The 11,087-nt window shown below is 72.2% G+C and carries 11 protein-coding genes and 1 pseudogene; 7 read left to right on the top strand and 5 right to left on the bottom strand.

Annotation, left to right across the window (positions count from 1 at the left end):
- The 3 genes from CCN56_RS43225 to CCN56_RS17035 all read left to right on the top strand — a co-directional run.
- The coding region (locus CCN56_RS43225) for an FAD-dependent oxidoreductase (protein WP_373412861.1) at window positions 1–246 on the top strand (246 nt) is incomplete at its 5' end.
- 293 nt (window positions 247–539) lie between these two features.
- Window positions 540–1,718: a Cmx/CmrA family chloramphenicol efflux MFS transporter gene (locus CCN56_RS17040; protein ID WP_086827787.1), complete on the top strand. Its 1,179-nt coding sequence runs from the start codon at window positions 540–542 to the stop codon at window positions 1,716–1,718.
- Window positions 1,719–1,871: 153 nt separating this feature from the next.
- Window positions 1,872–2,168, top strand: a complete 297-nt coding sequence (locus tag CCN56_RS17035; RefSeq protein WP_086827785.1) for a hypothetical protein — start codon at window positions 1,872–1,874, stop codon at window positions 2,166–2,168.
- 256 nt (window positions 2,169–2,424) lie between these two features.
- Here the strand turns inward: CCN56_RS17035 and CCN56_RS17030 are convergent, their stop codons facing one another.
- Together CCN56_RS17030 and CCN56_RS17025 are read right to left on the bottom strand one after the other, a co-directional pair.
- Window positions 2,425–2,943 (bottom strand): HEAT repeat domain-containing protein, encoded by a 519-nt coding sequence (locus tag CCN56_RS17030; protein WP_086827783.1) that lies wholly within the window; start codon window positions 2,941–2,943, stop codon window positions 2,425–2,427.
- 267 nt (window positions 2,944–3,210) lie between these two features.
- Window positions 3,211–3,717: a DinB family protein gene (locus CCN56_RS17025; protein ID WP_086827781.1), complete on the bottom strand. Its 507-nt coding sequence runs from the start codon at window positions 3,715–3,717 to the stop codon at window positions 3,211–3,213.
- Between the two features lie 102 nt (window positions 3,718–3,819).
- On the opposite strand from CCN56_RS17025, the gene CCN56_RS17020 reads away from it, so the two are divergent.
- The gene (locus CCN56_RS17020; RefSeq protein ID WP_086827779.1) at window positions 3,820–4,512 is read left to right on the top strand and encodes an RraA family protein; all 693 of its coding nucleotides are present in this window, start codon (window positions 3,820–3,822) and stop codon (window positions 4,510–4,512) included.
- Window positions 4,513–4,572: 60 nt separating this feature from the next.
- Here the strand turns inward: CCN56_RS17020 and CCN56_RS17015 are convergent, their stop codons facing one another.
- The 3 genes from CCN56_RS17015 to CCN56_RS17000 all read right to left on the bottom strand — a co-directional run bounded on the left by CCN56_RS17015 (window position 4,573) and on the right by CCN56_RS17000 (window position 6,953).
- A complete protein-coding gene (locus CCN56_RS17015; RefSeq protein WP_086827777.1) occupies window positions 4,573–5,010 on the bottom strand; it encodes an OsmC family protein in 438 nt (145 codons plus the stop codon).
- Between the two features lie 60 nt (window positions 5,011–5,070).
- A complete protein-coding gene (locus CCN56_RS45575; protein WP_306300609.1) occupies window positions 5,071–5,826 on the bottom strand; it encodes a type 1 glutamine amidotransferase in 756 nt (251 codons plus the stop codon).
- Between the two features lie 473 nt (window positions 5,827–6,299).
- Complete coding sequence (locus tag CCN56_RS17000) at window positions 6,300–6,953, bottom strand: class I SAM-dependent methyltransferase (protein ID WP_086827773.1); 654 nt, start codon at window positions 6,951–6,953, stop codon at window positions 6,300–6,302.
- 144 nt (window positions 6,954–7,097) lie between these two features.
- On the opposite strand from CCN56_RS17000, the gene CCN56_RS16995 reads away from it, so the two are divergent.
- The 3 genes and pseudogenes from CCN56_RS16995 to CCN56_RS16985 all read left to right on the top strand — a co-directional run.
- Window positions 7,098–9,476, top strand: coding sequence for a molybdopterin cofactor-binding domain-containing protein (locus CCN56_RS16995; protein ID WP_086827771.1), 2,379 nt, complete (start codon window positions 7,098–7,100; stop codon window positions 9,474–9,476).
- A gap of 14 nt (window positions 9,477–9,490) precedes the next feature.
- Complete coding sequence (locus CCN56_RS16990; RefSeq protein ID WP_086827769.1) at window positions 9,491–9,970, top strand: (2Fe-2S)-binding protein; 480 nt, start codon at window positions 9,491–9,493, stop codon at window positions 9,968–9,970.
- Between the two features lie 317 nt (window positions 9,971–10,287).
- Window positions 10,288–11,087: pseudogene (locus tag CCN56_RS16985) on the top strand (ABC transporter ATP-binding protein); the annotation flags it as partial.

The following is an 11,087-nucleotide window of genomic DNA, read 5'->3' as shown; positions in this document are numbered from 1 at the left end:
GACGCCGCCCACCTGATGCCGCCCGCGGTCACGGGCGCGAACATGGCCCTGCTGGACGGGACCGAGCTCGGCCTCGCCATCGCCGCAGGGGGAGGGGACCTCGACGCCGCCGTACGCCGTTACGAGACGGCCATGTTCCCGCGGGCGGAAGAGGCCGCACGCTTCTCCGCACGGGTCCACGAGATGCTCATGGCACCCGACGCCGCCCGACGTCTGCTGTCCTTCTTCCAGCCCGCGGCCGGCTAGCCAGGGCCTGTCTTCCGGGTCGGGCCCGGTGCCGCGGGACATGACGTCGGTGACGCAGACCGATGCCTGTGAAACCGAGGTGCTTCGACGGGCATCGGTCGGGTAGCGTGCGGGGCATGTCGAGTCCTGAGTCAGACGAGGTGGGGGCTTTCGGTCACGCCGTCAGCCCCCTGAACCACTGAGCTCGTAGCCCTGTCGTCGCGCCGCTTTCTGCGGTGGGACGATGTGCGCTCGGGGCTGGCCGCGGTGGCGAGATGACCTTCTCGTTCCTCTCCTCACCTCGGAGCCACTCGATGCCTTTTCCGCTGTATCTGCTTGCCATGGCGGTCTTCGCCATGGGCACCTCGGAGTTCATGCTCGCCGGCCTCCTGCCGGACATCGCCTCAGATCTCGACGTCGCCGTCGGGACGGCAGGCGTCCTCACCTCGGCCTTCGCGATCGGCATGATCGTCGGGGCTCCCCTCGTGGCCGCGCTGGCTCGTGACTGGCCCAGGCGCCCGGCCCTTCTCGGGTTCGTCCTCGTTTTCGCGGCAGCTCACGCCGTGGGCGCCGTCACCACGAGCTTCCCCGTTCTGTTCGCCACCCGAGTCGTCGCCGCGCTCGCGAACGCAGGGTTCCTCGCCGTCGCCCTGACGGCTGCGGCCACGCTGGTCCCGCCCGACAGGAAGGGACGCGCGCTGGCCGTGCTGCTGTCGGGCACGACGGTGGCCACGATCGCCGGCGTCCCTGGTGGGTCGGTGCTCGGCACGCTGCTCGGCTGGCGGGCCACGTTCTGGGCTGTCGCCGTTCTCTGCCTGCCTGCGGCTCTCGGCATCCTGAAAGGAATCCCGGCAGGACGCAACGAGGACGAGACGCCCGGCAGGCCGGCGCTGCGAGCGGAGCTCGCCCAGCTCACCAGGCAGCCGTTGATCCTGGTGATGCTCCTCGGCGCGCTGGTGAACGCGGCGACCTTCGCAAGCCTCACCTTCCTCGCCCCCGTGGTGACCGACAGCGCCGGGCTGGACGAGTTGTGGATCTCTGTCGCTCTGGTGCTCTTCGGTGCCGGTTCCTTCGTGGGCGTCACCGTCGCCGGCCGGCTGTCCGACCGGCGTCCCGGTCCGGTCATCGCCGTCACCGGTCCGTTGCTGCTCGTCGGCTGGCCGGTCCTGGCGATGCTGGCCGACGAACCGGTCGCCCTGTTCGTCCTCGTGTTCGTGCAGGGTGCACTCTCGTTCGCGCTGGGCAGCACGCTGATCACGCGGGTCCTCTACGAGGCCGCGGGAGCCCCCACCATGGCCGGCTCGTATGCGACCGCGGCGCTCAACGTGGGCGCCGCTGTCGGCCCCGTCCTCGCGGCGGCCACCCTCGGCACCGAAGCCGGGGCCCTCGGGCCGCTCTGGGCGAGTGGACTCCTCGTCGCGGTCGCGCTGCTCATCGCGTTCCCCCTCCTCACCGCCATCACGGGCGGCCGGAGCACCGGGGCGCTCCGATGACACATGCGAACGCCCCCTTGAACACTGGCTTTGTGTACGAGAACGGGTTCTGGCACAACTTCTGTGGTGAAGGTCTAGCGTGCTGGGTGTCTGCCAGACTTGCGCCGTCCGCATCGCGGCAGACGGTGCCAGGGGGAAGGAACAGACATCAGGATGTCTCGGTGGATCGTGCTGGCCATACCTGTTGACGGCGTCAATGACACAGATCGAGATGCACGAACCCTCAGGGAGTTCGACGGCAGCGTGGAGGAAGCGGAATCGTCCCTCGTGGAGGCCGCGAACGCATACGAACACACGATCTGGAAGGTGCGCCGGCGAGAGATCTTCAAGTGCTCCAGTCGGTCTTACTTCATCCGGATTCACGGGCGCATGGCGACGTACGGTTTCCTGATCCAGCTCGCTGAACTGGTCCACGACACTGCACAGTCAACGGGCCAGCCCTCGGCCTGAAGGCTCTCCGTCACAGAAGTTGTGCCAGAACCCGAGAACGGAAGTCGTCTGTCGACGGCTTCGGAAGTCACCGCGTGGGTCGGTCCCTTGATCAATGTCGATGAGTCGGGGAGTCACTCACGGCCCGGCGGGTGGTTCATGCGACATCCCGTGAGTGGTTGAGGTACAGGAAATCCTGGCGAGATCGATCTTGATCGGAACGCCCGGCCGAGGAAACGCGGCCGGGCGTTCCGGGTGAGCGGCTACGACTCCGCGGTCAGAGTTCGCCGCGGCGTGCGAGCTGATTCAGCGCGTTCTCGCGGATGATCCCGTTCCCATCGTCGCGCAGACCTTCGAGGACATCCCGGACCTCCGGGCCGGGAATGGCGCCGAGGGCCCAGATCGCCTTCACCGCGAGTGCCCGGTTCTCGTCCCAGTCCAGGTACTCGGGGACCCAGTGGGTTGCCAGGGCCAGTGTCGGCACCGTCTTGGGCGAGCGGAGCCTGGCCAGCATGCGCACGATGTCCTCGTGGTCCCTGTGCCAGTCGGCGGGGAACAGCTCGGTCAACGGCTCCATGAACTCCTCGACGGAGGCGCCGGCAGCGGCATGGAGGATCAGCGCCATCGCGACGTCGTCGGCGTCCTGGCGCTCCATGGCGTCCCGGAGCAGCCTCAGCGCCAGAGCCCCGCCGTCGGACTCGCCGAAGTGGGCGAGCACCTCGTCGAGCGTGCGCGTCCGACCCACACCTGGTACGAACACCAGGCCCATGATCAGTTCCTGCTCCTCGGGGGTCATCGCTTGACCGCCTCCCATGCGTTGAACGCCCCAGGTCTTGTTGACGGGCAAGCGTTGCCTGCCGCTGTATCAGGTCACGTCTACCGGCCCGCGAGGGTCCGGAGAGCCCGAGTGCGGCCCCTGTGAGAAGGACTGTGGCAAGGGTCCGCTTGGTGTTGTTCATGCTCGGCAAACGGGCGACAACAGGCCAAGTGCGCTCCTGGCGTCCGGTGTGGCATGAGTGTGCGCCGAGCACTGAGAGGGGGGCGAACGTTGCTTGCTGCGGCACTAGTCGCCGGTCGTGCCGTCGAGGAGCTCGCGCAGGATGTCCAGGTGGCCGTTGTGGCGGGCCGTCTCCTCGGTGAGGTGGAGGAGGATCCAGCGCAGGTCGACACGGAGGCCGTCGCGGATGGTTCGCTTCGCCTCGGTGTCCAGGTCGTTCCCGGCGACCAGTTCGCGGTAGCGGGCGCTCTGCCCGGCGTACTCGTCGAGCAGCTGCGCGAGCGGGAAGTCGACGGCGATCCGCATCTCGCGGTCGGGGTCCTCCTCGGTCCAGGGGCCCTGGTCCTCCTCGCCGAGGAAGACCATCTGGAACCAGTAGTACTCGACCCAGCGGAGGTGGTTGATCAGTCCGCTCAGGGTCATCAGCGGCGAGCCCGGCAGGAGAGCCTTGCGGGCGTTCTCCGCCGAGACGCCCTCGCACTTGGCGCGGGCGGTGTCACGTGCGTAGTCGAGGAACGTGGTGAGCTGGGTGCGCTCGTCCCACGCGGGCGGTGTGTCGTCGATTCTGGTCATCGGGTGAAGCGTCCCCGATCATGGGAACGCTGTCGAGGCATTTAGGGCCCTGGACACGGGGCCCGACCCGCCGCACCCGCCACGGACGGATCGGAACGCCAGATGCTGAAGGACTTCGCCGACCTCTCCACGCCGCTGATCGCCGACGCCTGCGTACGGCTCGGGGAACCGTTGCGGGCCGCGCCCGCCGGGATCCTGCCCGTCGTCCCGGGGCAGCGCGTCGCCGGACGGGTGCTGCCCGCCCGCCACTACGGAAGCGTCGACGTCTTCCTGGAGGCCTTCACCCGTGCCGCACCCGGAGACGTCCTCGTCATCGACAACGCGGGCCGCCGCGACGAGGCCTGCATCGGCGACCTCGCCGTCCTGGAGGCCGAAGCGGCGGGCGTCGCCGGGGTCGTCGTCTGGGGGCTGCACCGGGACACCCCGGACCTGGTCGAGATCGGACTGCCCGTCTTCTCGTACGGACGCCACGCGCCCGGCCCCGTACGCCTCGACGACCGGGACCCGGACGCGCTGACCACCGCGCGGTGCGGCGACCACGAGGTGACCGCCGCCGACGTGGTGTTCGGCGACGACGACGGCGTGCTCTTCGTGGCGGCCGACCGCGCCGACGCCGTCCTGGAGACAGCCCGGGCGATCTTCCGCACCGAGCGGGAACAGGCCCGCCGGATCAGGGCGGGGGAGACCCTGCGCGACCAGACCCGGTTCGACGCGTACCTCGCGGGCCGCGCCGAGGACCCCTCGTACACCTTCCGTCGGCACCTGCGCCGGATCGGCGGCGCGATCGAGGAGTGACGCCCCTCCGGGGCCTGTCCGGCGGATCACGGCCGGACGGGCCCCGGCCGGACGGCACGGTCAGCCCTCGAAGCCGACCGTGCCGTCCGGCAGGATCGCCTCCACGCGCGCGCCGTGCTCCACGGTCCGGCTCACCGTGCAGAACTTCTCGTGCGTCAGGCGCACGCCCCGGGCGAACACCTCGGCCGCCTTCGGGTTGTTGTCCGGCAGGTCGAACTCGTAGCTCACCCGGATCCGGCCCAGCCGGCCGTCGTCCTCGGGACCCGAGACCGACTCCACCACGATCCGCAGGTCGTCGTGGTCCACCGCCCTGGCCGTCCGGTCGACGACGAGTCCGCCGCAGCCGCCCATCGCCGCGAGCAGCAACTCGACCGGGGTGAACGAGGGTTGCGCGTCCGCGTCGTCGGCGGCGGCCATCCGGACCTCCGCGCCCCGGTCGTTGCGGGCGGTCCAGTTCCGGTACCCGGTGCGGACGGTCTCGATCCGGTAGTCGGCCATGGCGACAGAGCTCCTTCGTTCACGTGCGTGTTCCCGTACGGTACGCGCCGGGGGCGGCGCTCAGGCGATCCGCGCGCCCTCGTGGGCGCGGACGACCGTGCCCCACGCCTCGGACACCGCTCCCCAGACCGCGCGGAGTTCCGGCTCCGCCTCCCGCACCGACGCCACCGCGGCCTCCGGGTCACCGCCCGCCGCGCGCAGGTCCTCCCCGTCGGCGTCCGCCCACACCGCGACCGTGTCCGCGCCCACCTCCGGATGGAACTGCACCGCCCAGCCCGCGCTCCCGACCCGGAACGCCTGGTACGGGCAGTCGTCACCGGTCAGCAGCGGCACGGCGCCGGCCGGGAGCCGGTCCACCTCGTCCCAGTGCCACTGCGCCGCCGGGGCACCCTCCGGCACCGCGCCGAGCACCGGATCGCCCGCGGCGGCCGGCAGTCTGCGCAGGGGCACGGACCCCACCTCGGGCCCCCGGACCCGCCGCACCACCGAACCGCCCAGGGCATGAGCGACGATCTGGCCGCCCAGGCATATCCCGAGCAGTGGCACCTCGCCGGCCACGGCCTCGCGGACGAGCGCACGGACCCGGGGGAGCCAAGGCGCGGCCTCGTCGTCCTCGCAGTTGGCGGACCCGCCGAGGACGAGGAGTCCCGCGTGGCCGCCGAGGGACTGCGGGAGCGCCTCGCCCTTCCAGGCGCGTATCACGTGGAGTCGGAGCCCGGTCCGTACGAGGTGCTCGCCGACCAGGCCGGGACCGGCGTCCGCCTCGTGCTGGACGACGAGCACGGCCTGCCCTGTCCCCTGCGTCTCCGTCGTCACGGCAGCCCCGCCTCCACGTCGTCGTTCCCGGGAACGCCCAGGTGCGTTCGCCCTCCCGAGGATCTCCGAAGAAGGGCCGGTGCGGGAGCCCTCGGGGACGCGTGCGTGAACACATCTGAGTAGCCCGGTACGGGAGCCTGAGTACGCCGACCGATACGGCGCCCGCCGCCCGCTGATGGACTGGGGTCATGAACTTCGACGCCCGGCGCACCCGCCGCCTCCAGCACGTCACCGCCACAGGCTCGGCCCTCGCGGTGGCACTCGGCCCGCTGGTCGTCGGCGCGCTGCTCGCCAAGTCGGTCGGCGGTGACCCGATGGCCTCCGTCAACGCCCTGATCGCGGGCGGCGGCCAGCGCGCCCGGATCTCCCGCGCGCAGCTCCGGTCCGGTGTCCGGCTCCGGTCCGGTGTCCGGCTCCGCCCCGGTGTCCGGCTCGGCCCCGGGGTACGGATCCGCCCCGTCGTGCGGCCCGGTTCAGTCGCGCGGCCTGCGCGCCAGGAGGAAGGCCTGCGGCGTGCTCTCCACGGGATCCGGCTCCCGTACCAGACGGGCCGACTCGACCAGACCCGCCGCGGACAGCAGACCCGCGAGACGGTCGGGTGACCAGCGGTACACGTCGAGGCTGACCTCGTGCCCGTACGCCCGCTCCAGACGCACCCGCTCGTCGCCCACCTTGAAGGCGACGAGGGCGTACCCGCCCGGCGCGAGGACCCGGTGGAACTCGGCGAAGGAAGCGGCGAGTTCGGCCTCGGGCATGTGGACCGTCGAGTACCAGGAGAGGACCCCGCCGAGCGAGGCGTCGGGCAGGCCGAGCGCGGTCATCGACCCCACCTCGAAGCGAAGCCCCGGATAGGTGTCCCGGGCGACCGCGATCATCCCGGGCGACAGGTCCACGCCGAAGGCCTCGGCGCCGAGGTCCCGCAGATGGGAGGTCACCCGGCCCGTTCCGCAGCCGAGGTCGCCGATCGCGCGCGGCCCGCCCGCCGTCTCCACCTTCTCCACGAAACCGGCGATCATCGCCCGGTCCAGCGGCGTCGTCGCCAACTGGTCGGCGAGCAGTCGCTCGTAGTCGACGGCGACGGTGTCGTACGAGCGGCGGGTGGCGGTGAGGTGCGCGGCTTCGGTCATGGCGGCACCCTATGGCGCTCGTTCCCGCTCGTCCCGCTCGTCCCCGACGAAGGGGCCCCAGACGTCCCCCGCATGCGCGATGATCGTCGCCTCTGAAGATACTCGGCGGTAGCAGGCCGGGGCCACGGCGAAAGGGCATAACGAATGGCGAGGCGGCACCCCGCGCGGGACGACCACCACACGAGCGGAACCGGGGACGGAACCCCGGCCCGCGCGAGCGAACCCGGCATCGGACGGCGCCGGTTCCTCGGGTACGTCCTGGCCGCCCCCACCCTCACCGTCGCCGCCCGGCTCGGCGCCGAGGCCCTCGCCCCGAGTGAGGCAGCGGCGGCGCCGGCGCTCATCCCCTCGCTGCCGGGCCCGGCCGAACTCCTCGACCTCAACGAGCTGCTGACCCTCGCGGCCGCGCCCACCGGCAACCTCATCACCATCCGCGTCGACGCCGACGGCACGGCCCACTTCGCCCTGCCGCGCGCCGAGGTCGGCCAGGGCGTCACCACCTCCAGCGCCATGATCGTCGCGGAGGAGCTCGACCTGCCCCTGGACAAGGTGAAGGTCACCCTCGCCGACGCCCGCCCCGAGCTGCTCTTCAACCAGCTGACCGGCGGCTCCAACACCACCTACTCCACCTACACCCCCATCCGGGTCGCCGCCGCCCTCGCCCGCGCCCGGCTGCTGCACGCCGCCTCCCTCGTCCTCGGTGACGCCGTCGAGACCCTCACCACGAAGGCCGGCACCGTCCTCTCCCCGGCCGGAGCGGTGCTCGGCTACGGCGAACTGGCCGCGAAGGCCGCCGCCGTCACCGACGCGGCGGTGGAGGTGACCCTGAAGGACCCGGACCGCTTCCGCGTCATCGGCACCGGACAGCGCCGGGTGGACGCCCTCGAAGCGGTCACCGGGCGCAAGAAGTTCGCCATGGACCTCCAGGTCCCGGACGCGCTGCCCACCATGGTCTGCCGTCCGCCCACCATCAACGGCACGGTCCGCTCCGTGGCCAACCTCGACGAGGTACGGGCCATGCCCGGCATCACCGACGCCGTCACCGTCTCCACCGGCGTCGCCGTCCGCGGCCGAACCTTCGGCCAGTGCATCGACGCCGTCCGCGCCCTCCGCGTCGACTGGGGGCCCGGCACCGCCGAGGGCGCCTCCGACGCCACCGTCCTGGAGAAGCTGCGCCGGGCCGAAATCCCGCTCGTGGTGCCGCCGTTGCCGCTGCTCACCAAGGCGGTCGACGCCCGCTTCACCTTCCACTTCGCCAGCAACGCCGCCCTGGAGACCAACTGCGCGATCGCCGACGTGCGGAAGGACTCCGCGGAGATCTGGGCCTCGGTCAAGGCGCCGATCGTCGCCCAGGAGAAGATCGCCCTCAAGCTCGGCCTGCCGCCCACCGCCGTCCGCGTCCACGTCACCGAGGGCGGCGGCTCCTTCGGCCGGAAGCTGTTCTCCGACGCCGCCCAGGAGGCCGCCGAGATCTCCAAGGCCCTCGGCAAGCCGGTGAAGCTGATGTGGCACCGCACCGACGACTTCCGCCAGGGCCGTACGCACCCGATGTCCACCTCCCGGGTGCGGGCCACGTACTCGCTCGGCGAGGTCCTCACGTACGAGCAGCGCCACACCTCCGTGGCCACCGACTTCGGGCACGGCGTCGGCGAGGTCCTCACGGCGGAGGCGGCCCGGCTGCCCGTCGCCGACGCCACCTTCTCCGAGACGATGTTCCAGCTCACCCAGATCAGCCCCTACCACCTCGGCGTCACCACCCAGCTCCTCGCCGAGACCGACAAGGGCTTCAACACCGGCTCGATGCGGAACATCTACTCGCCCAACGTCCGCTGCGCCCAGGAACTCGTCATGGACGAACTGGCCGAGCGGATGGGCAAGGACCGGTACGCGATGCGGCGCGGGCTCCTCAAGGACGCGCGGGCCCGCGCCGTCCTCGACAAGGTCGCCGAGGCGGGCTCGTGGGGCCGGAGCATGCCGGCCGGCACGGGCCAGGGCATCGCCGTCCACACCGAGTACCACTCGGCCGTCGCGATCCTCGCCGAGATCGACTGCCGGCCCGAGACCACCGGACGGAAGATCCCGGGCGCGTACACCGGACCGCGCGTCACCAAGGTCGTCTGCGCCGTCGACGTCGGCCTCGCGGTCAACCCGCGCGGCCTCGAGGCCCAGATGATGGGAGGCATCGCCGACGGCATCGCCATCACCCTGACCTCCGGACTCCACCTGAGCGACGGGCACTTCCTCGAAGGCAGCTGGGACCAGTACTTCTACACCCGGCAGTGGAACACCCCGCCCGAGCTGGAGATCATCGTCATGCCGCCGAGCGGCGACAAGCCGGGCGGCGCGGGCGAACTGGCGGTCGCCGGCGCCATGGCCGCCGTGGCCTGCGCCTACGGCCGGGCCACCGGCACGATGCCGACGGTCTTCCCCGTCAACCACGCCGAGCCGCTCGCCTTCACCCCCCTGCCGACCGTCCCGCCCGTCCCGGCCTCGCCCACCGACGGCCGCGACCGCACCATCTGAGACCTGGAGCCCCCGTGCCGCAGCACACCTTCATCCTGAACGGCAAGGCCGTCACCGCCGACGTCGAGGGCGACGTCCGGCTCCTCTGGGTCCTCCGGGACGTCCTCGGCGTCACCGGGCCCAAGTACGGCTGCGGGGTCGGCGTCTGCCGGGCCTGTACGAGCCACCTCAACGGCAAGGCGTTCACGCCCTGCGCCGTACGCGTCGACGACGTGGCCCCGACCGACGAGATCACCACCATCGAGGGCCTCCCCGACACCGTCGGCGCGGAACTGCACCCGATGCAGGAGGCCTGGCTCGACCTCGACGTCGCCCAGTGCGGCTTCTGCCAGCCGGGTCAGATCATGGCCGCCGTGGCCACCGTCCGCAAGGCGCGCGAGGCCGGACGCGAGGTCACCGAGGCCGACCTCGACACCATCCGCAACATCTGCCGGTGCGGCACCTACCACCGCATCCGGCAGGCCGTCCTGGAGGGCGCCCGTCGGATGGCGTGAGAGCGGTTCGCACCACGGAGGCACCCGTCGGCCTCGTCGCCCCGGCGTGGGCCGGGCGCCGTCGCCCGCGCCGGGTGCCCCGGCATGAGCCGTACGTTCCGGCCCGTGCCGGGTGCTGCGGCCTGTGCCGGGCGTCGTCGGCCGTGCCGGGCGCCGCGGCCCGGTCCCGTACCGCCCCGCAGGATCAGGGCGTCGACTGGAGCAGGGCGAGCGTGGACTCCAGCTCCTGGCGGGTCAGCCGGGCGGCCTCCTCGGGGTCGCCCGCCTCCACCGCCCGGACCACGTCCGCGTGGGCGTCCTCGCCGTGCCGGAGGTCGGTGCCCCGCAGCTGTGGCCTCCACGTCGAGGCCGTCGCCGTCGTCCGGGAGGGAAAACCCCTCCTGAGCGACATCACCCTCACGGTCCGGCCCGGAGAACACCGGGCGCTCCTCGGGGCCGACGGCGCCGGGAAGGCCACCCTCCTCGGCCTGCTCGGCGCCCAGACCCATCCGACCCGCGGCCGGGGGAGGTCCTCGGCCGCCGTCCCGGTCGGGTGGGCCTCCGCGAACTGCGCACGGCCATCGGCCATGTGACACCGCGGCACCCGCTGCGCTCCGCGCTCGCCGTCCGTGACGTCGTCCTCACCGGAGCCGTCGGCTCCGTCGAACGGCCGCCCCGGTGGGCGCCCACCCCAGCCCAGGAGGCGCGGGCGGACCGGCTGATCGCCACCCTCGGGCTCGCCGGGCGGCAGGCCGCCCGCTGGCCGACCCTCTCGCAGGGCGAGCGCGGCCGGGCCCTGATCGCCCGCGCCCTGATGCCCGAACCCCGGCTCCTGCTGCTCGACGAGCCCGCCACCGGACTCGACCTGCCCGGTCGCGAGCAGCTCCTCGACGCCCTGGACACCCTCGGGACCGAACACCCCGAGCCGGCCACGGTCCTGGTCACCCATCACCTGGAGCAGCTGCCCTCCGGCATCACCCACGCCCTGCTCCTGCGCGAGGGCCGGCCCCTCGCGCAGGGCCCGGTCGACGAGGTGCTCACCGGGGAGCTGCTCGGCGCCTGCTTCGGCCTGCCCCTCGCCGTGGAGCGGTACGACGGCCGGTTCGCCGTCCGGAGCCCACGGAGGACACGGAGGACA

This window comes from Streptomyces sp. NRRL B-24572 (assembly GCF_002156145.1).
GTDB classification, from domain to species: domain Bacteria; phylum Actinomycetota; class Actinomycetes; order Streptomycetales; family Streptomycetaceae; genus Streptomyces; species Streptomyces vietnamensis.
This window is presented reverse-complemented; position numbering and strand designations above follow the sequence as displayed.

Excerpts from the sequence above, each read along its gene's own strand:
- CCN56_RS17040 (WP_086827787.1), top strand. The coding sequence starts at position 540 with ATGCCTTTTCCGCTGTATCTGCTTGCCATGGCGGTCTTCGCCATGGGC.
- CCN56_RS17035 (WP_086827785.1), top strand. The coding sequence starts at position 1,872 with ATGTCTCGGTGGATCGTGCTGGCCATACCTGTTGACGGCGTCAATGAC.
- CCN56_RS17030 (WP_086827783.1), bottom strand. The coding sequence starts at position 2,943 with ATGACCCCCGAGGAGCAGGAACTGATCATGGGCCTGGTGTTCGTACCA.
- CCN56_RS17025 (WP_086827781.1), bottom strand. The coding sequence starts at position 3,717 with ATGACCAGAATCGACGACACACCGCCCGCGTGGGACGAGCGCACCCAG.
- CCN56_RS17020 (WP_086827779.1), top strand. The coding sequence starts at position 3,820 with ATGCTGAAGGACTTCGCCGACCTCTCCACGCCGCTGATCGCCGACGCC.
- CCN56_RS17015 (WP_086827777.1), bottom strand. The coding sequence starts at position 5,010 with ATGGCCGACTACCGGATCGAGACCGTCCGCACCGGGTACCGGAACTGG.
- CCN56_RS17000 (WP_086827773.1), bottom strand. The coding sequence starts at position 6,953 with ATGACCGAAGCCGCGCACCTCACCGCCACCCGCCGCTCGTACGACACC.
- CCN56_RS16995 (WP_086827771.1), top strand. The coding sequence starts at position 7,098 with ATGGCGAGGCGGCACCCCGCGCGGGACGACCACCACACGAGCGGAACC.